This window comes from Pseudomonas sp. S2_A05 (assembly GCF_054668485.1).
Genome location: NZ_CP162775.1, coordinates 4,041,550 through 4,061,978, shown reverse-complemented (window position 1 = coordinate 4,061,978; position 20,429 = coordinate 4,041,550). Strand labels below are relative to the sequence as shown.

Below are 20,429 nucleotides of genomic sequence, written 5' to 3'. Positions count from 1 at the left end.
GTTAATTGTCGTGGCTAAAGAAAAATTTGATCGTTCCCTACCGCACGTCAACGTTGGCACCATCGGTCACGTTGACCACGGTAAAACCACTCTGACTGCTGCTCTGACTCGCGTTTGCTCCGAAGTTTTCGGTTCTGCAATCGTTGACTTCGACAAGATCGACAGCGCACCAGAAGAAAAAGCTCGCGGTATCACCATCAACACCGCGCACGTTGAGTACAACTCGAAGATCCGTCACTACGCTCACGTTGACTGCCCAGGTCACGCTGACTACGTGAAGAACATGATCACCGGTGCTGCTCAGATGGACGGCGCTATCCTGGTTTGCTCGGCCGCTGATGGTCCGATGCCGCAAACCCGTGAGCACATCCTGCTGTCCCGTCAGGTTGGCGTTCCGTACATCGTGGTCTTCCTGAACAAGGCTGACCTGGTAGACGACGCTGAGCTGCTGGAACTGGTTGAGATGGAAGTTCGTGACCTGCTGTCGACTTACGACTTCCCGGGCGACGACACTCCGATCATCATCGGTTCGGCTCGTATGGCGCTGGAAGGCAAAGACGACAACGAGATGGGCACCACTGCCGTCAAGAAGCTGGTTGAAACTCTGGATGCCTACATCCCAGAACCAGTTCGTATGATCGACAAGCCATTCCTGATGCCAATCGAAGACGTATTCTCGATCTCGGGTCGCGGTACTGTTGTGACTGGTCGTATCGAGCGCGGTATCGTTCGCGTTCAGGACCCGCTGGAAATCGTTGGTCTGCGTGACACCACCGTTACTACTTGCACCGGTGTTGAAATGTTCCGCAAGCTGCTCGACGAAGGTCGTGCCGGCGAGAACTGCGGCGTTCTGCTGCGTGGTACCAAGCGTGACGACGTTGAGCGTGGCCAGGTTCTGGTCAAGCCAGGTTCGGTCAAGCCGCACACCAAGTTCACCGCAGAAGTTTACGTTCTGAGCAAGGAAGAAGGCGGTCGTCACACTCCGTTCTTCAAAGGCTACCGTCCACAGTTCTACTTCCGTACTACTGACGTGACTGGTAACTGCGAGCTGCCAGAAGGCGTTGAAATGGTAATGCCAGGTGACAACATTCAGATGACTGTTACCCTGATCAAAACCATCGCGATGGAAGATGGTCTGCGTTTCGCTATCCGTGAAGGCGGTCGTACCGTCGGCGCTGGCGTCGTAGCCAAAATCATCGAGTAAGACTTTTAAAGTCAGCTTGATGGATTGAAAAAGCCCCCGCTCAGCGGGGGCTTTTTTATTGGGTTGACACCTATCGGGGGCGTCTATAGAATTGCGCCTCCTTTTAACGGGCGTATTGCGCCCGGTGGGAATAGCAGCCGGAGTCTGAAATCCAATGCAAAATCAGCAAATCCGTATCAGGTTGAAGGCTTTTGACCATCGCCTGATCGACCAATCAACCCAGGAAATCGTGGAAACCGCGAAACGTACTGGTGCTCAAGTGCGTGGTCCAATTCCACTGCCTACCCGTAAAGAGCGGTTCACCGTTCTGGTTTCCCCGCACGTCAACAAAGACGCGCGTGACCAGTACGAGATCCGCACTCATAAGCGTGTTCTGGACATCGTCCAGCCAACGGATAAAACCGTTGACGCGCTGATGAAGCTTGATCTTGCGGCCGGTGTGGAAGTGCAGATCAGCCTCGGCTAAGACTCGGTCTTGGTCGTGTAACGCTCTGAAATGGGCGGCCATAGCGGGTGAAAGCCCCGTACACTCATGAGGTTTACAACATGACTATTGGTGTAGTCGGTCGTAAATGCGGTATGACCCGTATTTTCACCGAAGAAGGTGTCTCCATTCCGGTCACGGTCATTGAGATCGAGCCGAATCGCGTCACCCAGTTCAAAACTGAAGAGACCGATGGCTATCGTGCAGTGCAAGTCACTGTCGGCGAGCGTCGCGCTTCGCGTGTAACAGCAGCTCAGGCTGGCCACTTCGCTAAAGCGAACGTTGCCGCTGGTCGCACCACCATGGAATTCCGCCTTGAAGAAGGCGAGTACCAGGCTGGCGATCTGATCAACGCTGAAATCTTCGCCGCTGGTCAACTGGTTGATGTAACCGGTCAGTCCAAGGGTAAAGGCTTCCAGGGTACGATCAAGCGTTGGAATTTCCGCGGGCAAGATAACACCCACGGTAACTCCGTATCCCACCGCGTCCCAGGCTCTATCGGCCAGTGCCAGACTCCTGGTCGTGTATTCAAGGGCAAAAAAATGTCCGGTCATATGGGCGCTGAGCGCGTGACCGTGCAGTCCCTGGAAGTAGTGCGCGTGGACGCTGAACGCAATCTGTTGTTGGTCAAGGGTGCTGTTCCTGGCGCTACTGGCGGCAACCTGGTTGTACGTCCAGCAGCCAAGGCTCGCGGTTAAGGGGAAGCTGACATGCAATTAAATGTAAATGACGCTCAAGCGATCGAAGTTTCCGAACTGACATTTGGCGGCGAATTCAACGAGACGCTGGTTCACCAAGCAGTCGTGGCCTACATGGCCGGCGGCCGTCAAGGTAGCAAGCAGCAGAAGACCCGTTCCGACGTTCGTGGTGGCGGCAAGCGCCCATGGCGTCAGAAAGGTACTGGCCGTGCTCGTGCCGGTACTATCCGTAGCCCAATCTGGCGTGGCGGCGGTACCACTTTCGCAGCTCGTCCACAGGATCACTCCCAGAAGCTGAACAAGAAGATGTATCGCGCAGCAATGCGTTCCATCCTTGCTGAGCTGGTGCGTACTGATCGTCTGGTCGTGGTTCAGGATTTCGCTGTTGAAACTCCGAAAACCAAAGATCTGCTGGGCAAACTGAACAACATGAGCCTGACCGACGTTCTGATCGTGTCGGACGCTGTTGATCAGAACCTGTACCTGGCTGCTCGCAACCTGCCGCACGTAGATGTACGTGACGTGCAAGGTTCCGATCCAGTTAGTCTGATCGCATACGACAAGGTGTTGATCACCGTGTCGGCCGTGAAGAAATTCGAGGAGCTGCTGGGATGAACCAGGAACGCGTATTTAAAGTTCTGCTTGGCCCGCACGTTTCCGAGAAGGCTACGGTTCTGGCAGACAAGAAAGGCCAGTTCGTTTTCAAGGTTGCTACTGATGCAACCAAGCTGGAAATCAAGAAGGCCGTCGAAAGCCTGTTCAGCGTGAAAGTAGAGCGCGTCACTACCCTGAACGTTCTGGGTAAGAGCAAGCGCACTGCTCGCGGTCTGGGCAAGCGTAATGACTGGAAGAAGGCAGTTATCTCCCTTCAGCCAGGCCAAGATCTCGATTTCAGCAGCAGTGCTGAGTAAGGAAGGGGTGCATCATGGCAATCGTTAAATGCAAACCGACTTCCCTGGCCGCCGTTTTGTGGTCAAGGTGGTCAACCAGGAGCTGCATAAAGGCGCTCCTCACGCACCGCTGCTCGAGAAAAAATCGAAGTCTGGTGGTCGTAACAACAATGGCCGTATTACCACTCGTCACATCGGTGGTGGTCATAAGCAGCATTACCGTATGGTCGATTTCCGTCGCAACGACAAAGATGGCATCGTCGCCACTGTCGAGCGTATCGAATACGATCCAAACCGTACTGCTCACATCGCACTGCTGTGCTACGCAGACGGCGAGCGTCGCTACATCATCGCCCCTAAAGGCGTGAGTGCTGGCGACCAGCTGATCGCAGGCGCTCTGGCTCCAATCAAGCCAGGCAACGCTCTGCAACTGCGCAACATTCCAGTCGGTTCTACCGTACACGGCATCGAATTGAAGCCAGGTAAAGGTGCACAGATCGCTCGTTCCGCTGGTGCTTCGGCTCAGTTGATCGCTCGTGAAGGTGTCTACGTGACCCTGCGTCTGCGTTCCGGTGAAATGCGTAAAGTCCTGGCTGAATGCCGTGCGACCCTGGGTGAAGTCTCGAACTCCGAGCACAGCCTGCGTTCGCTGGGTAAAGCTGGTGCCAAACGCTGGCGTGGCGTTCGCCCAACCGTTCGTGGTGTTGCCATGAACCCGGTTGACCACCCACATGGTGGTGGTGAAGGTCGTACCTCTGGTGGTCGTCATCCGGTATCGCCATGGGGCTTCCCGACTAAGGGCGCGAAGACTCGTGGTAATAAGCGTACCGACAAAATGATCGTCCGTCGTCGCAAGTAAATAGAGGGATACGACAGTGCCACGTTCTCTGAAAAAAGGTCCTTTTATTGATCTTCACCTACTGAAGAAGATCGAAGTGGCGGCGGAAAAGAACGATCGCAAACCAATTAAAACCTGGTCGCGTCGTTCGATGATCCTGCCACAAATGGTCGGTCTGACCATCGCAGTACACAACGGTCGTCAGCACGTCCCAGTTCTCGTTAACGAAGACATGGTCGGCCACAAACTGGGCGAGTTCGCCGGTACCCGCAACTATCGCGGGCACGTGGCTGACAAGAAAGCCAAGCGTTAAGGGGTAAGGAAATGGAAGTAGCCGCTAAGTTGTCGGGCGCTCGAATCTCCGCCCAGAAAGCCCGCTTGGTCGCCGACCAGATCCGCGGGAAGAAGGTGGGCGAAGCGCTCAACCTGTTGGCTTTCAGCAGTAAGAAAGCCGCCGAGATCATGAAGAAAGTGCTGGAGTCGGCCGTAGCCAACGCCGAGCATAACGAAGGCGCAGACGTTGATGACCTCAAGGTCAGCACCGTTTTCGTCAACGAAGGGCGTTCGCTGAAGCGCATCATGCCACGTGCCAAAGGCCGTGCTGATCGCATCGTCAAGCGGTCTTGCCATATCACTGTCAAGGTTGCTGACAAGTAACGGAGTCGAAGAGATGGGTCAGAAAGTACATCCCATTGGCATTCGCCTGGGAATCGTCAAGGAGCACACCTCCGTCTGGTACGCAGACGGTCGGACTTATGCGGACTACTTGTTCGCAGATCTGAAAGTGCGTGAGTATCTCCAAGACAAACTAAAAAGCGCGTCCGTAAGCCGTATCGATATCCATCGTCCGGCCCAAACTGCACGCATCACCATCCACACCGCTCGTCCAGGTATCGTTATCGGGAAGAAAGGTGAAGATGTTGAGAAACTGCGTCAGGACCTGACCAAGCAAATGGGTGTGCCTGTGCACATCAATATCGAAGAGATCCGCAAGCCGGAGCTCGACGGTATGCTGGTTGCGCAGAGCGTAGCTCAGCAGCTGGAGCGTCGTGTAATGTTCCGTCGCGCTATGAAGCGCGCTGTACAGAACGCCATGCGCATTGGTGCCAAAGGCATCAAAATCCAAGTGAGCGGTCGTCTCGGCGGTGCTGAAATCGCACGTACTGAATGGTATCGCGAAGGTCGTGTGCCACTGCACACCCTGCGTGCCGACATCGACTATGCCAACTACGAAGCTCACACCACTTACGGTGTGATCGGTGTAAAGGTTTGGATCTTCAAAGGCGAAGTTATTGGTGGTCGCCAAGAAGAACTGAAACCACAAGCACCAGCGCCTCGTAAAAAAGCTGCTAAGTAAGGGGTACGCCAAATGTTGCAACCAAAGCGTACGAAGTTCCGCAAGCAGATGACCGGCCACAACCGTGGTCTGGCACTGCGCGGTAGCAAAGTCAGCTTCGGCGAGTTCGCGCTGAAGTCTGTTGCTCGTGGTCGTCTCACCGCTCGTCAGATCGAGTCAGCGCGTCGTGCTCTGACCCGTCACGTAAAACGTGGCGGCAAGATCTGGATCCGTGTATTCCCGGACAAGCCGATTTCCAAGAAGCCTCTCGAGGTTCGTATGGGTAAAGGTAAGGGTAACGTGGAGTACTGGGTTGCCCAGATTCAGCCAGGCAAAGTCCTGTATGAAATCGAGGGTGTTTCTGAAGAGCTGGCGCGTGAGGCTTTCGCCCTGGCTGCTGCAAAGCTGCCGCTCGCCACCTCCTTTGTTAAACGGACGGTGATGTGATGAAAGCGAATGAACTTCGTGAAAAATCCGCACAGCAGCTGAACGAGCAACTGCTCGGCTTGCTGCGCGACCAGTTCAATCTGCGCATGCAGAAAGCAACTGGCCAGTTGGGGCAGTCTCATCTGCTCTCGCAAGTTAAGCGTGACATCGCTCGCGTGAAGACTGTGCTCAACCAGCAGGCAGGTAAGTGATCATGGCTGAAGCCGAAAAAACTGTCCGTACGCTGACTGGCCGTGTTGTCAGCGACAAGATGGACAAAACCATCACCGTTCTGATCGAGCGTCGCGTAAAGCACCCGATCTACGGTAAATACGTTAAGCGTTCGACTAAGCTGCACGCGCACGACGAAACCAATCAGTGCCACATCGGCGACAAAGTCACTATTCGTGAAACTCGTCCGATGGCCAAGACCAAGTCTTGGGCGCTGGTTGATGTTCTCGAACGCGCTGTGGAAGTCTAAGGGCTAGGGGTCGGAGAAATTATATGATTCAGACTCAATCCATGCTCGATGTGGCCGATAACAGCGGCGCTCGCCGTGTTATGTGCATCAAGGTGCTGGGTGGCTCCCATCGTCGTTACGCTGGTATCGGTGACATCATCAAAGTTACCGTGAAGGAAGCAATTCCTCGCGGTAAAGTGAAAAAAGGCCAAGTGATGACTGCTGTTGTAGTCCGCACTCGTCACGGCGTACGTCGTGCTGATGGCTCCATTATCCGCTTTGATGGCAACGCTGCTGTTCTTCTGAACAACAAGCAAGAGCCGATCGGCACCCGTATCTTTGGGCCAGTGACCCGTGAACTTCGTACTGAGAAGTTCATGAAGATCGTCTCGCTCGCCCCAGAAGTGCTGTAAGGAGATCCGACATGCAAAAGATTCGTCGTGACGACGAGATCATCGTGATCGCCGGCAAAGACAAAGGTAAGCGCGGTAAGGTGCTGAAGGTTCTTGCTGACAACCGTCTGGTTGTTGGTGGTCTGAACCTGGTCAAGCGTCATACCAAGCCTAACCCGATGTCGGGCGTACAGGGCGGTATCGTCGAGAAAGAAGCGCCACTGCACGCTTCCAACGTCGCCATCTTCAACGGCGAAACCAACAAGGCTGACCGCGTTGGTTTCAAAGTAGAAGACGGTAAGAAAATTCGTGTCTTCAAGTCGACCCAAAAAGCGGTTGATGCTTGAACACTGCTAGGTAGAAGACCATGGCACGACTAAAAGAGATTTACCGGAAGGAAATCGCTCCGAAACTTAAGGAAGAACTTAAGCTTTCGAACGTGATGGAAGTTCCGCGCGTTACCAAAATCACCCTGAACATGGGTCTGGGCGAAGCGATCGGCGACAAAAAAGTCATCGAGCACGCTGTTGCTGACCTGGAAAAGATCACCGGCCAGAAAGTCGTTGTGACCTACGCTCGTAAATCCATCGCTGGCTTTAAAGTCCGCGAAGGATGGCCGATCGGCGTCAAAGTGACCCTGCGCCGTGAGCGTATGTACGAGTTCCTGGATCGTCTGCTGTCGATCTCCCTGCCTCGGGTTCGCGACTTCCGCGGCCTGAATGCCAAGTCCTTCGATGGTCGTGGCAACTACAGCATGGGCGTGAAAGAGCAGATCATCTTCCCGGAAATCGACTACGACAAGATCGATGCTCTCCGCGGTCTGGACATTACCCTGACCACCACTGCCAAGAACGATGATGAAGGCCGCGCTCTGCTGCGTGCTTTCAAATTCCCGTTCCGCAACTGATTGGAGTAGGAAAATGGCCAAGAAGAGCATGAAGAACCGTGAGCTGAAGCGTCAGCTCACCGTTGCCAAGTACGCCACCAAGCGTGCAGCGCTGAAAGCTATCATCGTCGATCTGAACGCAAGTCCAGAAGCGCGTTGGGAAGCTACCGTAGCTCTGCAGAAGCAACCACGTGACGCAAGCGCTTCGCGCATGCGTAACCGTTGCCGCCTGACTGGTCGTCCGCACGGCGTGTACCGCAAGTTCGGCCTCGGCCGTAACATGCTGCGTCAAGCTGCAATGCGTGGTGACGTGCCAGGTCTGGTTAAAGCCAGCTGGTAATTGTTGTCAAAGTCTCGATGTTCGGGTTCGCAAGAACCTGACCATCGGTGGCCTTGAATCTGAATCAAGCCCCTTTTGGGGCTTGATTCATTTCTGGGGTGTGTCTAGAATGACCGGCTCGCCTGAGCCCGTGTTTTTCTGCCCGGAAGTTCTCGGCGACAAGTAGTAGCCGCAAGGCTAATTTTTTTGTATTAGGAGCGTCTAGCCCATGAGTATGCAGGACCCGTTAGCGGACATGCTAACTCGAATCCGTAATGCCCAGATGGCTGAAAAGTCTGTCGTAAGCATGCCGTCTTCCACGTTGAAGGCTGCTGTAGCAAAAGTCCTGAAGGACGAAGGTTACATCGCGGATTTTCAGATCACCACCGACGCCAAGCCGTCGCTGTCCATCTCGCTGAAGTACTTCGAAGGCCGTCCGGTTATCGAAGAAGTGAAGCGCGTTAGTCGTCCAGGCCTGCGTCAGTACAAGTCCGTTGAAGATCTGCCGAAAGTTCGTGGCGGTCTTGGCGTGTCTATCGTCTCCACCAACAAAGGTGTGATGACTGATCGTGCTGCGCGCGCTGCCGGTGTCGGCGGCGAAGTTCTTTGCACTGTGTTCTAAGGGGGGATAAGCATGTCTCGCGTCGCTAAGAACCCCGTTAAGCTGCCAGCCGGTGTCGAAGTCAAATTCGCAGGCCAACAGCTTTCGGTGAAGGGTGCCAAGGGCACTCTTGAACTGAACATCCATTCGTCCGTTGAGATCGTTGAAGAAGCTGGTGAGCTGCGTTTCGCTGCTCGCAATGGCGATCAACAAACTCGCGCAATGGCCGGTACCACGCGTGCGTTGGTAAACAACATGGTCCAGGGCGTAAGCCAAGGCTTCGAGCGCAAGCTCCAGCTGGTCGGTGTTGGTTACAAAGCGCAAGCAAAAGGTCAGGTTCTGAACCTGGCTCTTGGCTTCTCGCACCCAGTGGATTACGAACTGCCGGAAGGCATCACCGCTGAGACTCCTAGCCAGACCGATATCCTGATCAAGGGCATCGACAAGCAGCTGGTAGGTCAAGTGGCCGCCGAGATCCGCGACTTCCGTCCACCAGAGCCGTACAAAGGCAAAGGTGTGCGCTACGCGGACGAAGTCGTCCGTCGTAAAGAAGCCAAGAAGAAGTAGGGCATAGCAAATGACCGACAAAAAAGTTACTCGACTGCGTCGCGCTCGCAAAGCACGCCTGAAAATGCACGAACTCGAAGTCGTGCGTCTCTGCGTGTTCCGCTCGTCGCAGCACATCTACGCCCAGGTCATCTCGGCCGACGGCAACAAAGTCCTGGCAAGTGCCTCGACTTTGGATAAAGAACTGCGTGATGGTGCCACTGGCAACATCGACGCGGCCACAAAGGTTGGCCAGCTGGTCGCTACGCGTGCTAAGGCCGCTGGCGTATCGCAAGTGGCTTTCGACCGCTCTGGCTTCAAGTACCATGGCCGCGTTAAAGCGCTGGCTGATGCTGCTCGTGAAGCTGGGCTGGAGTTCTAAGTTATGTCAAATAACGACCAAAAGCGCGACGAAGGCTACATCGAGAAGCTGGTTCAAGTTAACCGCGTAGCCAAAACCGTTAAAGGCGGCCGTATCTTCACTTTCACCGCGTTGACCGTGGTTGGTGATGGTAAAGGGCGTGTTGGCTTCGGCCGTGGCAAGTCGCGTGAAGTGCCTGCTGCGATCCAGAAGGCAATGGAAGCTGCTCGCCGTAACATGATTCAAGTTGACCTGAACGGCACCACTCTGCAGTACGCGATGAAGTCCGCTCACGGCGCTTCGAAGGTGTACATGCAGCCTGCTTCTGAAGGTACCGGTATCATCGCTGGCGGCGCTATGCGTGCTGTCCTCGAAGTTGCTGGCGTTCAGAACGTTCTGGCCAAGTGCTACGGCTCGACTAACCCGGTAAACGTGGTTCACGCCACTTTCAAGGGTCTGAAGGCTATGCAGTCTCCTGAGTCCATCGCTGCCAAGCGTGGCCTGCGTGTTGAGGAGATCAAGTAATCATGGCTACCGTTAAAGTTACGCTGATCAAAAGCATGACCGGCCGCATCCCTAACCACAAACTGTGCGTTAAGGGTCTGGGTCTGCGTCGCATCGGTCACACTGTAGAAGTCCAGGATACTCCCGAGAATCGCGGGATGATCAACAAGGCTTACTACATGCTGCGTGTCGAGGGTTAATCGATGAAACTCAATGATCTGAGTCCAGCGCCGGGTTCCCGTCGCGAAAAGCATCGTCCGGGCCGTGGTATCGGTAGTGGTTTGGGCAAGACTGGTGGCCGTGGTCACAAAGGTCAGACCTCCCGCTCCGGTGGCACCATCGCTCCAGGCTTTGAAGGCGGTCAACAGCCGCTGCATCGTCGTCTGCCTAAGTTCGGTTTCGTTTCCCTGAAAGCCATGGATCGCGCAGAAGTGCGTTTGTCCGAGCTGGCTAAAGTGGAAGGCGACATCGTTACTGTGCAGTCCCTGAAAGATGCCAACGTGATCAACGTCAACGTACAGCGTGTGAAAATCATGCTGTCCGGTGAAGTGACTCGCGCTGTCACTATCGGCAAGGGAATCGGCGCCACCAAAGGTGCGCGTGCGGCTATCGAAGCAGCTGGCGGCAAGTTCGAGGAATAAATGGCTAAGCAAGGTGCTCTCTCTGCGCTCGGCAAAGGCGGTATGTCTGAACTCTGGGCTCGTCTGCGTTTTCTGTTCCTGGCGATTATCGTCTACCGAATAGGCGCACACATCCCGGTTCCAGGTATCAACCCGGACCGACTCGCAGACCTGTTTCGACAGAATGAGGGGACCATTCTTAGCTTGTTCAACATGTTCTCCGGCGGCGCGCTGGAACGGATGAGCATCTTTGCACTGGGGATCATGCCGTACATTTCGGCATCGATCATCATGCAATTGATGACCGCCGTCAGCCCGCAGCTGGAGCAGTTGAAGAAGGAAGGTGAAGCTGGCCGTCGCAAGATTAGCCAGTACACCCGCTACCTCACCGTCGCTCTCGCTCTGGTCCAGGCTATTGGCATGTCCATTGGTCTGGCGGGGCAGGGCGTCGCGTTCACTGGTGACTTTGGCTTCCATTTCGTCGCGGTAACCACATTTGTGGCTGGTGCGATGTTCATGATGTGGCTGGGTGAGCAGATTACTGAGCGTGGTGTTGGCAACGGTATCTCGATGTTGATTTTTTCGGGTATCGTCGCCGGTCTTCCGAGAGCAATCGGGCAGTCTTTCGAGTCTGCGCGTCAGGGCGATATCAACATCTTCGCCCTGGTTGCCATCGGTTTGCTGGCAGTAGCGATTATCGGTTTCGTGGTGTTCATTGAGCGTGGTCAGCGTCGTATCGCTGTTCATTACGCCAAGCGTCAGCAGGGCCGCAAGGTTTTTGCTGCGCAGACAAGCCACTTGCCGCTGAAGGTGAACATGGCCGGTGTTATTCCGGCTATTTTCGCGAGCAGCATTTTGCTGTTCCCGGCTTCGTTGGGTGCCTGGTTCGGTCAGTCTGAAGGTATGGGCTGGTTGCAGGACATCTCGCAGTCGATCGCTCCTGGTCAGCCGTTGAATATTCTGCTGTTTAGTGCAGGGATTATTTTCTTCTGCTTCTTCTATACGGCGTTGATGTTCAATCCGAAAGACGTAGCGGAAAACCTGAAGAAGTCCGGTGCCTTTATTCCGGGCATTCGTCCAGGTGAGCAGTCTGCGCGCTATATTGATGGCGTTCTGACCCGCTTGACCCTGTTCGGTGCTCTTTACATGACGGCCGTGTGCCTGTTGCCCCAATTCCTGGTGGTTGCAGCAAACGTTCCGTTCTACCTTGGCGGGACCTCGTTGCTGATCGTGGTCGTGGTTGTGATGGACTTCATGTCCCAAGTACAATCGCACCTCGTTTCGCACCAGTACGAATCCCTGATGAAGAAAGCCAACCTGAAGGGTTACGGCAGCGGCATGTTGCGCTGAGTACCCATAAGGTTCGAGGAGTTGGTGATGAAAGTTCGTGCATCGGTGAAAAAGCTGTGCCGTAACTGCAAGATTATTCGCCGCGAAGGTGTTGTTCGAGTAATTTGCAGCGCGGAACCGCGTCACAAACAGCGCCAAGGCTGAGTGTGATTGTGCTTCAAGCCCGGTAGCTAGTGCGCTACCGGGTTGATTATTTGTTATTACAGCGATATTATCTCGCGCCCTATTTCTTGGCTTCCGGGGCGTAGGTAGCTGTCAATTGGAGTCCCACTGAATGGCCCGTATTGCAGGCGTTAACATTCCAGATAACAAGCATACTGTTATCTCGCTGACCTACATCTATGGTGTTGGTCGCACTACTGCGCAGAAGATCTGTGCAGTGACTGGGGTAAACCCAGCAGCAAAGATCAAAGATCTGAGCGACGAGCAAATTGAACAGCTGCGTGGCGAAGTGGCGAAGTTCACCACTGAAGGTGACCTGCGTCGCGAAATCAACATGAAAATCAAGCGCTTGATGGACCTCGGTTGCTATCGCGGTCTGCGTCATCGTCGTGGTCTGCCAGTACGCGGTCAGCGTACCAAGACCAACGCGCGTACCCGTAAAGGTCCGCGTAAGCCGATCCGCAAGTAATCGCCCCAGCGAATCGACAGGAATTTAATCATGGCAAAACCTGCTGCTCGTCCTCGTAAAAAAGTTAAAAAGACAGTGGTTGATGGCATCGCCCACATCCATGCATCTTTTAACAACACCATCGTGACCATTACCGACCGTCAAGGTAACGCTCTTTCCTGGGCTACCTCCGGTGGTTCGGGTTTCCGCGGTTCCCGCAAGTCCACCCCGTTCGCTGCTCAAGTAGCTGCTGAACGTGCTGGTCAAGCTGCGCTGGAATACGGCCTGAAAAACCTCGACGTCAACGTCAAGGGTCCAGGTCCAGGTCGTGAATCCGCAGTCCGCGCTTTGAACGGCTGTGGCTACAAGATCGCCAGCATCACCGACGTGACGCCAATCCCGCACAACGGGTGCCGTCCGCCGAAGAAGCGCCGCGTGTAATCCAGGAGATTGTAAAGAATGGCTCGTTACATTGGTCCAAAATGCAAACTCGCTCGTCGCGAAGGCACCGATCTCTTCCTGAAGAGCGGCGTGCGCGCGATCGAATCGAAGTGCAACATTGAAGCAGCACCTGGTATCCACGGCCAGCGCCGCGGTCGCCAGTCCGACTACGGCACCCAACTGCGTGAAAAGCAGAAGGTCCGTCGTATCTACGGCGTTCTCGAGCGTCAGTTCAGCGGCTACTACAAAGAAGCTGCTGGCAAGAAAGGTGCAACCGGTGAAAACCTGCTGCAACTGCTCGAATGCCGTCTGGACAACGTTGTATACCGTATGGGCTTTGGTTCGACTCGTGCCGAATCCCGTCAACTGGTATCGCACAAGTCGATCAGCGTTAACGGTCAGACCGTAAACGTTCCGTCGTATCAGGTTCGTGCTGGTGACGTGGTTGCAGTTCGCGAGAAAGCAAAAAACCAGCTTCGCATTGTCCAAGCTCTCGATCTGTGTGCCCAACGTGGCCGCGTAGAATGGGTAGAAGTAGACACTGAGAAGAAGTCGGGCGTTTTCAAGAACGTTCCTGCTCGCAGTGATCTGTCCGCCGACATCAACGAAAGCCTGATTGTCGAGCTCTACTCCAAGTAAGGGCTAGAAAATAGGTGCATCCATGCAGATTTCGGTAAATGAGTTCCTGACACCCCGCCACATTGATGTGCAGGTTGTCAGTCCAACCCGCGCCAAGATCACTCTCGAGCCTCTCGAGCGTGGTTTTGGCCACACCCTGGGCAACGCGCTGCGCCGCATCCTGTTGTCCTCAATGCCCGGCTGCGCAGTAGTCGAGGCCGAGATTGACGGTGTGCTCCACGAGTACAGCGCCATCGAAGGTGTACAGGAAGACGTAATTGAAATCCTGTTGAACCTTAAAGGTCTGGCCATCAAGCTGCACGGTCGTGACGAAGTTACGCTGACCTTGTCGAAGAAGGGTTCGGGGGTGGTTACCGCTGCCGATATTCAGCTGGATCATGATGTCGAGATCGTTAATCCCGATCACGTAATCGCTAACCTGGCGTCTAACGGCGCCCTGAACATGAAGCTCACCGTAGCTCGTGGTCGTGGTTATGAACCAGCCGACTCGCGTCAGAGCGATGAAGACGAAAGCCGCAGCATCGGTCGCTTGCAGCTCGACTCTTCGTTCAGCCCGGTTCGCCGTATCGCTTACGTGGTGGAAAACGCCCGTGTCGAACAGCGTACCAACCTGGACAAGCTGGTTATTGATCTGGAAACCAACGGTACCCTGGATCCTGAAGAGGCTATCCGTCGCGCTGCAACCATCCTGCAACAGCAGCTGGCTGCGTTCGTCGACCTCAAAGGTGAAAGTGAGCCGCTGGTTGTCGAGCAGGAAGACGAGATCGATCCGATCCTGCTTCGCCCGGTTGACGATCTGGAACTGACTGTACGTTCGGCTAACTGCCTTAAGGCGGAAAACATCTACTACATCGGCGACCTGATTCAGCGTACCGAAGTAGAGCTGTTGAAGACTCCGAACCTGGGCAAGAAATCCTTGACTGAAATCAAGGACGTTCTGGCCTCCCGCGGTCTGTCCCTCGGCATGCGCCTCGACAACTGGCCGCCTGCAAGTCTTAAGAAGGACGACAAGGCGACTGCCTGATCGTCGTAATCACCGAACGTAGTGTTTGGTAAGGAATGAACCATGCGTCATCGTAAAAGTGGTCGTCACCTGAGCCGCACCAGCTCGCACCGCAAGGCCATGTTCCAAAACATGGCGGTGTCGCTGTTCGAGCACGAGCTGATCAAAACTACTCTGCCAAAAGCCAAAGAACTGCGCCGCGTTGCCGAGCCGCTGATCACTCTGGCCAAGACAGACAGCCTGGCTAACCGCCGTCTGGCTTTCGACCGTACTCGTTCGAAAGCTATCGTTGGTAAGCTCTTCAACGACCTGGGCAAGCGTTACGCTACCCGTGAGGGTGGCTACCTGCGCATCCTCAAGTGCGGTTTCCGCGCTGGCGACAACGCGCCTATGGCGTACGTCGAGTTGGTTGATCGTGCTACTGCTGGCGAAGCTGTATCCGCCGAGTAAGACGTCAGTCTGAAACGAAAAACCGGGCCTAGTGCCCGGTTTTTTGTGCCCGTAAGAAATGCGCCGTCCATACAAGTTTCTGACATGGCTGAACTGCCACTATGTGCCGGGAAAACATAATTAGTAATTATCTATCGATGCTTGCAGGTTAATGAATTTGTAGCTGTAACGTTGATGATCAATACTTCCCGCCAAGCCCATTAGCCGGCAGTTCAAGACTGACAGAGGAAGAAGACCGCATGAGCCAGACCAAGACGCTTACAACCGCCAGTGGCGCGCCAGTCGCTGACAACCAGAATTCCCGCTCCGCCGGCCCACGCGGTCCGCTGCTTCTCGACGATTTCCATTTGATCGAAAAACTCGCGCACTTCAACCGTGAAAACATTCCTGAGCGCCGTGTCCACGCTAAAGGCTCGGGCGCCTACGGCACGTTCACCGTTACCCGTGACATCACTGAATACACCAGTGCGAAGTTGTTCGAGACGGTAGGCAAACAAACGCCAACCTTTCTGCGCTTTTCCACCGTAGGTGGCGAGCGTGGTTCAGCCGACACCGAGCGCGATCCGCGCGGCTTCGCCTTGAAGTTCTACACCGATGAAGGCAACTGGGACATCGTTGGCAACAACACGCCAGTGTTCTTCATCCGTGATCCGCTGAAGTTTCCGGACTTTATCCACACGCAAAAGCGTCTGCCGCAAAGCAACCTGAAAAGCGCGCAGATGATGTGGGATTTCTGGTCGCATTCGCCTGAGGCGCTGCACCAGGTCACCATCCTGTTTTCTGATCGTGGCATCCCTGACGGCTATCGCCATATGCACGGCTTCGGCAGCCACACTTACAGCCTGATCAACGCCAAAGGCGAGCGTCACTGGGTGAAGTGGCACTACAAGACCCAGCAAGGCATCAAGAACCTGACGCCGGCCGACGCCGCCCGTTTGGCGGGTACCGACCCGGACTATGCGCAGCGTGATCTGTTCGAAGCGATCGAGCGCGGTGAATTCCCGAAATGGCGCGTGTGCATTCAGATCATGACCGAAGCGCAAGCGGCGGCTCATTATGAGAATCCGTTTGATGTGACCAAGACTTGGTCGCAGAAAGAGTTTCCGTTGATCGAAGTTGGTGAGCTGGAGTTGAACCGCAACCCGCTGAACTACTTCGCTGAAGTTGAACAGGCTGCGTTTGGCCCGAGCAACATGGTGCCAGGCGTGGGTCTGTCGCCGGACCGTATGCTGCAGGGTCGCGTATTCGCCTACGCTGACGCGCACCGCTACCGTGTGGGCACCAACCACCAGCAATTGCCGGTGAACGCTCCGCGCAGCCCGGTGAATACTTATCAGCGTGACGGCTCTATGGCGTTCGGCAGCAATGGCGGCGCGGCGCCGAACTATGAACCGAACAGCTACGTTGAGTCGCCGAAGCAAGCGCCACATTACGCTGAGCCAGCGCTGGCCTTGAGCGGTGCCGCTGATCGCTATGATCACCGCGAAGACACCGACTACTACAGCCATGCCGGTGCCTTGTTCCGCTTGATGAGCGAAGAGCAAAAAGCGCTGCTGGTTAGCAACATTGCCGGTGCGATGGCGGGTGTTTCCAGCGACGTCGTCGATCGCCAGTTGCAGCATTTCTACAAAGCCGATCCAGCGTATGGAGAAGCAATCGCAAAGCTGCTCAGCCTACAGCTTAACGAAGTCTAAACGAGAAGCAGAACCGCCCTCATTTGGGCGGTTTTTGCGTTATTTGGCCTGCTTTTCTCAGAATATCTTCGCTTTTATTGCGTGCGGTGAGTGACCTTCCAGTCAGGTTGGTTCAAACTACAGACTTTCAGGAAGGGAGATGTAGGGCGATGCAAGGCCACCCAGATGTAATCGATTACCTCAATACGTTGCTGACCGGCGAGCTGGCCGCGCGTGACCAATATTTCGTTCATTCGCGGATGTATGAGGACTGGGGGTTCACCAAGCTCTACGAGCGCATCAACCACGAGATGGAAGAAGAAGCCGGCCACGCCGATGCATTGATGCGGCGGATTCTGATGCTTGAAGGCACGCCGCGCATGCGTCCGGATGATCTGGACGTCGGTACCACCGTGCCTACGATGCTCGAAGCTGATCTGCGCCTCGAATACAAAGTCCGCGCTGCGCTGTGCAAAGGCATCGAGCTTTGCGAGCAGCATCAGGATTACGTCAGCCGTGAGATTCTGCGGGTTCAACTCAATGACACCGAAGAAGATCACACCTACTGGCTGGAAAAGCAGCTGGGCCTGATCAAGCTGATCGGTCTCGAGAACTACCTGCAATCCCACGCGTCCTGATTGCACCAGCTACAAAAAAGCCCCTGGCACCTCAACGGTGACAGGGGCTTTTTCATGCTTGGCAGTTACGCCCGATCACGGATCAGCAGCGGCTTGAGGTAATGGCCGGTGTGAGATTGCTTCATCTCGGCAACTTCCTCCGGCGTACCGGTGGCAATGATCTGCCCGCCCTTGGAACCGCCTTCAGGACCGAGGTCCACCAGCCAGTCAGCGGTCTTGATCACATCAAGGTTATGCTCGATCACCACCACGGTGTTGCCGTGATCGCGCAGACGATGCAGAACATCGAGTAACTGCTGGATATCGGCGAAGTGCAGGCCGGTGGTCGGCTCGTCGAGGATGTACAGGGTCTTGCCGGTATCGCGTTTGGACAGCTCGCGCGACAACTTGACCCGCTGTGCTTCACCGCCGGACAGGGTCGTCGCCGACTGCCCGAGCTTGATGTAGGACAGGCCGACATCCATCAGCGTTTGCAGCTTGCGCGCCAGTGCCGGCACTGCATCGAAGAACTCCCGAGCTTCCTCGATGGTCATTTCGAGGGTCTCGTGGATGCTCTTGCCCTTGTACTTGATTTCAAGGGTTTCGCGGTTGTAGCGCTTGCTCTTGCACACATCGCAGGGCACGTAGATGTCCGGCAGAAAGTGCATTTCCACCTTGATCAGGCCGTCGCCCTGGCACGCTTCGCAGCGACCGCCCTTGACGTTGAACGAGAAACGCCCCGGGCCGTAACCCCGGGAGCGCGACTCGGGCACGCCGGCAAACAGTTCGCGGATCGGCGTGAACAGCCCGGTATAGGTCGCCGGGTTGGAGCGCGGCGTACGACCGATCGGGCTCTGGTCGATGTCGACGACTTTGTCGAGATGTTCCAGACCTTTGATGCTGTCATGTGCGGCCGCTACCAGTGTGGTCGCACCATTGAGCGCCGTGGCGCTCAGCGGGAACAGCGTGTTGTTGATCAGTGTCGATTTGCCCGAACCGGATACGCCAGTCACGCACGTCAGCAAGCCGATCGGGATGTCCAGATCGACATTGCGCAGATTGTTGCCGCGCGCACCCTTGAGCGACAGGTTGAGCTTCTTGTTGCGTGGGGTGCGTTTGGCCGGCACTTCGATCTTCACCCGGCCGGACAGGTATTTGCCGGTCAGCGAATCAGGGTGTGCCATGACTTCGTCCGGCGTGCCCTCGGCAACGATCTGCCCGCCGTGCACACCGGCGCCCGGGCCGATATCGACGACATAGTCAGCCAGACGAATCGCGTCTTCATCATGCTCGACCACGATCACCGTGTTGCCGATATCGCGCAAATGCTTGAGCGTACCGAGCAGCCGGTCGTTGTCGCGCTGATGCAAGCCAATGGATGGTTCATCGAGGATATACAGAACGCCGACCAGGCCCGCGCCAATCTGGCTTGCCAGACGAATCCGTTGCGCCTCGCCACCGGACAATGTGTCGGCACTGCGATCCAGCGACAGATAGTCGAGGCCGACGTTGACCAGAAATTGCAGACGCTCGCGGATTTCCTTGAGGATCTTGTCGGCGATCTCGCCACGCCGACCGGTCATCTTCAGCGCACCGAAGTATTCACAGGCATCGCCGATCGGCAGATTGGTCACTGCCGGCAGGGTTTTCTCGCCGACCCAGACGTGCCGCGCTTCGCGGCGCAGACGCGTGCCACGGCAATCCGGGCAGGCCTGATGGCTGAGGAACTTGGCCAGCTCTTCGCGCACGCTCGCCGATTCGGTTTCGCGATAGCGGCGCTCAAGATTCGGCACGATGCCTTCGAACGGGTGCGAGCGTTTGACGATGTCGCCACGGTCGTTCAGGTATTTGAAGTCGACGTTCTGCGAGCCGCTGCCATGCAGGATGAACTTCTGCTGCTCGGCGCTCAGCTCGTTGAAGGGCTTGTCCAGGCTGAACTTGTAGTGCGAGGCGAGTGAGCCAAGCATCTGGAAGTAATAGACGTTGCGCCGGTCCCAGCCACGGATCGCGCCCTCGGCCAGGGTCAGCTCGCCATTGACCAGACGCTTGATGTCGAAGAACTGCTTCACACCCAGGCCATCACAGGTCGGGCAGGCGCCGGCCGGGTTGTTGAAGGAAAACAGCTTGGGTTCCAGCTCGCTGATCGCATGGCCGCAGATCGGGCAGGCGAAGCGTGCGGAGAAGATCATTTCTTCGCCCGGCTCGTCGTCCATCGGCGCGACCAAGGCAATGCCGTCGGCGAGTTTCAGCGCAGTCTCGAAAGACTCGGCCAGACGTTGCTGCAGATCGGCGCGGACCTTGAAGCGGTCAACGATCACATCGATCGAATGCTTCTTCTGTTTATCCAGCTTCGGCAGCTCGTCGAGCTCGCAAATGCGTCCGTTGACCCGGGCGCGGACGAAACCTTGCGCACGCAATTCCTCGAAGACCGACAGGTGTTCGCCCTTGCGCTCGCGGATCACCGGCGCCAGCAGCATGAGTTTGCTGCCTTCCGGCTGCGCCAGCACCAGATCGACCATCTGGCTGACGGTCTGCGCCTCCAGTGGAATGTCGTGATCCGGGCAACGCGGCGTACCCACGCGGGCATAGAGCAAGCGCAAGTAGTCGTAGATTTCGGTGATGGTGCCGACCGTCGAACGCGGGTTGTGCGAGGTCGACTTCTGTTCGATGGAGATCGCCGGCGACAGGCCTTCGATGGTGTCGACGTCGGGTTTTTCCATCATCGACAGGAACTGCCGGGCATAGGCCGACAGCGATTCGACATAGCGGCGCTGACCTTCGGCATACAGCGTGTCGAACGCCAGGGACGACTTGCCGGATCCGGACAGGCCGGTGATGACGATCAGTTTGTCCCGCGGCAGGGTCAGGTCGATGTTCTTCAGGTTGTGGGTACGGGCCCCACGTATCAGGATCTTGTCCAAAGTGGCCTCGCTTGGCGGGCGTCGAAAACGTAGGAGTATACGGGCAAATACTGGATGGATGCACACTATCAAACGAAGGGCGTTTTGCCGTTCATGAAGAGAGTTTCATCTATACGCGTCATAGCGTCGCGATATACCCCGTCTTCCGATGGGACTGGTA

Annotated in this window: 31 protein-coding genes and 1 pseudogene; 31 read left to right on the top strand and 1 reads right to left on the bottom strand. The window is 55.8% G+C overall.

Features of this window, described 5'->3' with window-relative positions; translation table 11 throughout:
* The first annotated feature begins 10 nt into the window (after window positions 1-10).
* From tuf to bfr, 31 genes and pseudogenes are all read left to right on the top strand, one after another.
* Window positions 11-1,204 (top strand): elongation factor Tu, encoded by a 1,194-nt coding sequence (gene tuf, locus AB4O12_RS18570; protein WP_064361246.1) that lies wholly within the window; start codon window positions 11-13, stop codon window positions 1,202-1,204.
* A 154-nt stretch (window positions 1,205-1,358) separates the two neighbouring features.
* A complete protein-coding gene (gene rpsJ / locus AB4O12_RS18565; RefSeq protein WP_003186070.1) occupies window positions 1,359-1,670 on the top strand; it encodes a 30S ribosomal protein S10 in 312 nt (103 codons plus the stop codon).
* Window positions 1,671-1,750: 80 nt separating this feature from the next.
* On the top strand, window positions 1,751-2,386 hold the full coding sequence (gene rplC, locus AB4O12_RS18560; RefSeq protein ID WP_003228738.1) for a 50S ribosomal protein L3: 636 nt from the start codon (window positions 1,751-1,753) through the stop codon (window positions 2,384-2,386).
* A 12-nt stretch (window positions 2,387-2,398) separates the two neighbouring features.
* Entirely contained in the window at window positions 2,399-3,001 is a 603-nt protein-coding gene (gene rplD, locus AB4O12_RS18555) for a 50S ribosomal protein L4 (RefSeq protein WP_003228735.1), read from the top strand.
* Entirely contained in the window at window positions 2,998-3,297 is a 300-nt protein-coding gene (rplW, locus tag AB4O12_RS18550; protein WP_002555488.1) for a 50S ribosomal protein L23, read from the top strand. The genes rplD and rplW overlap by 4 nt, the downstream gene beginning before the upstream one ends.
* 14 nt (window positions 3,298-3,311) lie before the next feature.
* A pseudogene (gene rplB, locus AB4O12_RS18545) lies at window positions 3,312-4,135 on the top strand (50S ribosomal protein L2).
* 16 nt (window positions 4,136-4,151) lie between these two features.
* A complete protein-coding gene (gene rpsS / locus AB4O12_RS18540; RefSeq protein WP_011336172.1) occupies window positions 4,152-4,427 on the top strand; it encodes a 30S ribosomal protein S19 in 276 nt (91 codons plus the stop codon).
* Between the two features lie 11 nt (window positions 4,428-4,438).
* The gene (gene rplV / locus AB4O12_RS18535) at window positions 4,439-4,771 is read left to right on the top strand and encodes a 50S ribosomal protein L22 (RefSeq protein WP_003103908.1); all 333 of its coding nucleotides are present in this window, start codon (window positions 4,439-4,441) and stop codon (window positions 4,769-4,771) included.
* A gap of 13 nt (window positions 4,772-4,784) precedes the next feature.
* Window positions 4,785-5,471, top strand: coding sequence for a 30S ribosomal protein S3 (rpsC, locus tag AB4O12_RS18530; RefSeq protein ID WP_003176422.1), 687 nt, complete (start codon window positions 4,785-4,787; stop codon window positions 5,469-5,471).
* Window positions 5,472-5,483: 12 nt separating this feature from the next.
* The gene (rplP, locus tag AB4O12_RS18525) at window positions 5,484-5,897 is read left to right on the top strand and encodes a 50S ribosomal protein L16 (protein ID WP_003228729.1); all 414 of its coding nucleotides are present in this window, start codon (window positions 5,484-5,486) and stop codon (window positions 5,895-5,897) included.
* Complete coding sequence (rpmC, locus tag AB4O12_RS18520) at window positions 5,897-6,088, top strand: 50S ribosomal protein L29 (protein ID WP_002555481.1); 192 nt, start codon at window positions 5,897-5,899, stop codon at window positions 6,086-6,088. The genes rplP and rpmC overlap by 1 nt, the downstream gene beginning before the upstream one ends.
* Before the next feature lie 2 nt (window positions 6,089-6,090).
* Window positions 6,091-6,357, top strand: coding sequence for a 30S ribosomal protein S17 (rpsQ, locus tag AB4O12_RS18515; RefSeq protein ID WP_003194644.1), 267 nt, complete (start codon window positions 6,091-6,093; stop codon window positions 6,355-6,357).
* 23 nt (window positions 6,358-6,380) lie between these two features.
* The gene (rplN, locus tag AB4O12_RS18510) at window positions 6,381-6,749 is read left to right on the top strand and encodes a 50S ribosomal protein L14 (protein WP_002555479.1); all 369 of its coding nucleotides are present in this window, start codon (window positions 6,381-6,383) and stop codon (window positions 6,747-6,749) included.
* A gap of 11 nt (window positions 6,750-6,760) precedes the next feature.
* Complete coding sequence (gene rplX, locus AB4O12_RS18505; protein WP_003186046.1) at window positions 6,761-7,075, top strand: 50S ribosomal protein L24; 315 nt, start codon at window positions 6,761-6,763, stop codon at window positions 7,073-7,075.
* A gap of 20 nt (window positions 7,076-7,095) precedes the next feature.
* Window positions 7,096-7,635 (top strand): 50S ribosomal protein L5, encoded by a 540-nt coding sequence (gene rplE, locus AB4O12_RS18500; RefSeq protein ID WP_003210069.1) that lies wholly within the window; start codon window positions 7,096-7,098, stop codon window positions 7,633-7,635.
* 13 nt (window positions 7,636-7,648) lie between these two features.
* A complete protein-coding gene (rpsN, locus tag AB4O12_RS18495; protein WP_003186042.1) occupies window positions 7,649-7,954 on the top strand; it encodes a 30S ribosomal protein S14 in 306 nt (101 codons plus the stop codon).
* 208 nt (window positions 7,955-8,162) lie between these two features.
* Entirely contained in the window at window positions 8,163-8,555 is a 393-nt protein-coding gene (gene rpsH, locus AB4O12_RS18490; RefSeq protein WP_016772944.1) for a 30S ribosomal protein S8, read from the top strand.
* A 12-nt stretch (window positions 8,556-8,567) separates the two neighbouring features.
* Window positions 8,568-9,101 (top strand): 50S ribosomal protein L6, encoded by a 534-nt coding sequence (rplF, locus tag AB4O12_RS18485; protein WP_003228722.1) that lies wholly within the window; start codon window positions 8,568-8,570, stop codon window positions 9,099-9,101.
* A 10-nt stretch (window positions 9,102-9,111) separates the two neighbouring features.
* Entirely contained in the window at window positions 9,112-9,462 is a 351-nt protein-coding gene (gene rplR / locus AB4O12_RS18480; RefSeq protein ID WP_003186037.1) for a 50S ribosomal protein L18, read from the top strand.
* A 3-nt stretch (window positions 9,463-9,465) separates the two neighbouring features.
* Complete coding sequence (rpsE, locus tag AB4O12_RS18475) at window positions 9,466-9,966, top strand: 30S ribosomal protein S5 (protein ID WP_007955637.1); 501 nt, start codon at window positions 9,466-9,468, stop codon at window positions 9,964-9,966.
* Between the two features lie 2 nt (window positions 9,967-9,968).
* Window positions 9,969-10,145, top strand: coding sequence for a 50S ribosomal protein L30 (rpmD, locus tag AB4O12_RS18470; protein WP_003176408.1), 177 nt, complete (start codon window positions 9,969-9,971; stop codon window positions 10,143-10,145).
* Between the two features lie 3 nt (window positions 10,146-10,148).
* Window positions 10,149-10,586 (top strand): 50S ribosomal protein L15, encoded by a 438-nt coding sequence (gene rplO, locus AB4O12_RS18465; protein ID WP_003228720.1) that lies wholly within the window; start codon window positions 10,149-10,151, stop codon window positions 10,584-10,586.
* Window positions 10,587-11,915 (top strand): preprotein translocase subunit SecY, encoded by a 1,329-nt coding sequence (gene secY, locus AB4O12_RS18460; RefSeq protein WP_016772945.1) that lies wholly within the window; start codon window positions 10,587-10,589, stop codon window positions 11,913-11,915.
* Between the two features lie 27 nt (window positions 11,916-11,942).
* Window positions 11,943-12,059, top strand: coding sequence for a 50S ribosomal protein L36 (gene rpmJ / locus AB4O12_RS18455; RefSeq protein WP_002555468.1), 117 nt, complete (start codon window positions 11,943-11,945; stop codon window positions 12,057-12,059).
* Between the two features lie 130 nt (window positions 12,060-12,189).
* Entirely contained in the window at window positions 12,190-12,546 is a 357-nt protein-coding gene (gene rpsM / locus AB4O12_RS18450) for a 30S ribosomal protein S13 (RefSeq protein WP_003186020.1), read from the top strand.
* A 30-nt stretch (window positions 12,547-12,576) separates the two neighbouring features.
* Window positions 12,577-12,966 carry a 30S ribosomal protein S11 gene (gene rpsK / locus AB4O12_RS18445; protein WP_002555466.1) on the top strand — a complete coding sequence of 130 codons (390 nt, stop codon included), beginning with the start codon at window positions 12,577-12,579 and terminating at the stop codon, window positions 12,964-12,966.
* 18 nt (window positions 12,967-12,984) lie between these two features.
* Window positions 12,985-13,605, top strand: a complete 621-nt coding sequence (gene rpsD, locus AB4O12_RS18440; RefSeq protein ID WP_003176404.1) for a 30S ribosomal protein S4 — start codon at window positions 12,985-12,987, stop codon at window positions 13,603-13,605.
* Between the two features lie 22 nt (window positions 13,606-13,627).
* A complete protein-coding gene (locus AB4O12_RS18435; protein ID WP_016772946.1) occupies window positions 13,628-14,629 on the top strand; it encodes a DNA-directed RNA polymerase subunit alpha in 1,002 nt (333 codons plus the stop codon).
* Between the two features lie 42 nt (window positions 14,630-14,671).
* Window positions 14,672-15,058: a 50S ribosomal protein L17 gene (gene rplQ, locus AB4O12_RS18430; RefSeq protein WP_003176402.1), complete on the top strand. Its 387-nt coding sequence runs from the start codon at window positions 14,672-14,674 to the stop codon at window positions 15,056-15,058.
* A 239-nt stretch (window positions 15,059-15,297) separates the two neighbouring features.
* Complete coding sequence (locus AB4O12_RS18425) at window positions 15,298-16,752, top strand: catalase (protein ID WP_460059400.1); 1,455 nt, start codon at window positions 15,298-15,300, stop codon at window positions 16,750-16,752.
* Window positions 16,753-16,901: 149 nt separating this feature from the next.
* Window positions 16,902-17,369 (top strand): bacterioferritin, encoded by a 468-nt coding sequence (gene bfr, locus AB4O12_RS18420; protein WP_130912285.1) that lies wholly within the window; start codon window positions 16,902-16,904, stop codon window positions 17,367-17,369.
* Between the two features lie 65 nt (window positions 17,370-17,434).
* On the opposite strand, the gene uvrA is transcribed toward bfr, so the two are convergent.
* The gene (gene uvrA / locus AB4O12_RS18415) at window positions 17,435-20,269 is read right to left on the bottom strand and encodes an excinuclease ABC subunit UvrA (protein ID WP_460059398.1); all 2,835 of its coding nucleotides are present in this window, start codon (window positions 20,267-20,269) and stop codon (window positions 17,435-17,437) included.
* Window positions 20,270-20,429 lie beyond the last annotated feature (160 nt).

Excerpts from the sequence above, each read along its gene's own strand:
- rpsJ (WP_003186070.1), top strand. The coding sequence starts at position 1,359 with ATGCAAAATCAGCAAATCCGTATCAGGTTGAAGGCTTTTGACCATCGC.
- rplC (WP_003228738.1), top strand. The coding sequence starts at position 1,751 with ATGACTATTGGTGTAGTCGGTCGTAAATGCGGTATGACCCGTATTTTC.
- rplD (WP_003228735.1), top strand. The coding sequence starts at position 2,399 with ATGCAATTAAATGTAAATGACGCTCAAGCGATCGAAGTTTCCGAACTG.
- rplW (WP_002555488.1), top strand. The coding sequence starts at position 2,998 with ATGAACCAGGAACGCGTATTTAAAGTTCTGCTTGGCCCGCACGTTTCC.
- rplV (WP_003103908.1), top strand. The coding sequence starts at position 4,439 with ATGGAAGTAGCCGCTAAGTTGTCGGGCGCTCGAATCTCCGCCCAGAAA.
- rpsC (WP_003176422.1), top strand. The coding sequence starts at position 4,785 with ATGGGTCAGAAAGTACATCCCATTGGCATTCGCCTGGGAATCGTCAAG.
- rplP (WP_003228729.1), top strand. The coding sequence starts at position 5,484 with ATGTTGCAACCAAAGCGTACGAAGTTCCGCAAGCAGATGACCGGCCAC.
- rpmC (WP_002555481.1), top strand. The coding sequence starts at position 5,897 with ATGAAAGCGAATGAACTTCGTGAAAAATCCGCACAGCAGCTGAACGAG.
- rpsQ (WP_003194644.1), top strand. The coding sequence starts at position 6,091 with ATGGCTGAAGCCGAAAAAACTGTCCGTACGCTGACTGGCCGTGTTGTC.
- rplN (WP_002555479.1), top strand. The coding sequence starts at position 6,381 with ATGATTCAGACTCAATCCATGCTCGATGTGGCCGATAACAGCGGCGCT.
- rplX (WP_003186046.1), top strand. The coding sequence starts at position 6,761 with ATGCAAAAGATTCGTCGTGACGACGAGATCATCGTGATCGCCGGCAAA.
- rplE (WP_003210069.1), top strand. The coding sequence starts at position 7,096 with ATGGCACGACTAAAAGAGATTTACCGGAAGGAAATCGCTCCGAAACTT.
- rpsN (WP_003186042.1), top strand. The coding sequence starts at position 7,649 with ATGGCCAAGAAGAGCATGAAGAACCGTGAGCTGAAGCGTCAGCTCACC.
- rpsH (WP_016772944.1), top strand. The coding sequence starts at position 8,163 with ATGAGTATGCAGGACCCGTTAGCGGACATGCTAACTCGAATCCGTAAT.
- rplF (WP_003228722.1), top strand. The coding sequence starts at position 8,568 with ATGTCTCGCGTCGCTAAGAACCCCGTTAAGCTGCCAGCCGGTGTCGAA.
- rplR (WP_003186037.1), top strand. The coding sequence starts at position 9,112 with ATGACCGACAAAAAAGTTACTCGACTGCGTCGCGCTCGCAAAGCACGC.
- rpsE (WP_007955637.1), top strand. The coding sequence starts at position 9,466 with ATGTCAAATAACGACCAAAAGCGCGACGAAGGCTACATCGAGAAGCTG.
- rpmD (WP_003176408.1), top strand. The coding sequence starts at position 9,969 with ATGGCTACCGTTAAAGTTACGCTGATCAAAAGCATGACCGGCCGCATC.
- rplO (WP_003228720.1), top strand. The coding sequence starts at position 10,149 with ATGAAACTCAATGATCTGAGTCCAGCGCCGGGTTCCCGTCGCGAAAAG.
- secY (WP_016772945.1), top strand. The coding sequence starts at position 10,587 with ATGGCTAAGCAAGGTGCTCTCTCTGCGCTCGGCAAAGGCGGTATGTCT.
- rpmJ (WP_002555468.1), top strand. The coding sequence starts at position 11,943 with ATGAAAGTTCGTGCATCGGTGAAAAAGCTGTGCCGTAACTGCAAGATT.
- rpsM (WP_003186020.1), top strand. The coding sequence starts at position 12,190 with ATGGCCCGTATTGCAGGCGTTAACATTCCAGATAACAAGCATACTGTT.
- rpsK (WP_002555466.1), top strand. The coding sequence starts at position 12,577 with ATGGCAAAACCTGCTGCTCGTCCTCGTAAAAAAGTTAAAAAGACAGTG.
- rpsD (WP_003176404.1), top strand. The coding sequence starts at position 12,985 with ATGGCTCGTTACATTGGTCCAAAATGCAAACTCGCTCGTCGCGAAGGC.
- AB4O12_RS18435 (WP_016772946.1), top strand. The coding sequence starts at position 13,628 with ATGCAGATTTCGGTAAATGAGTTCCTGACACCCCGCCACATTGATGTG.
- rplQ (WP_003176402.1), top strand. The coding sequence starts at position 14,672 with ATGCGTCATCGTAAAAGTGGTCGTCACCTGAGCCGCACCAGCTCGCAC.
- AB4O12_RS18425 (WP_460059400.1), top strand. The coding sequence starts at position 15,298 with ATGAGCCAGACCAAGACGCTTACAACCGCCAGTGGCGCGCCAGTCGCT.
- bfr (WP_130912285.1), top strand. The coding sequence starts at position 16,902 with ATGCAAGGCCACCCAGATGTAATCGATTACCTCAATACGTTGCTGACC.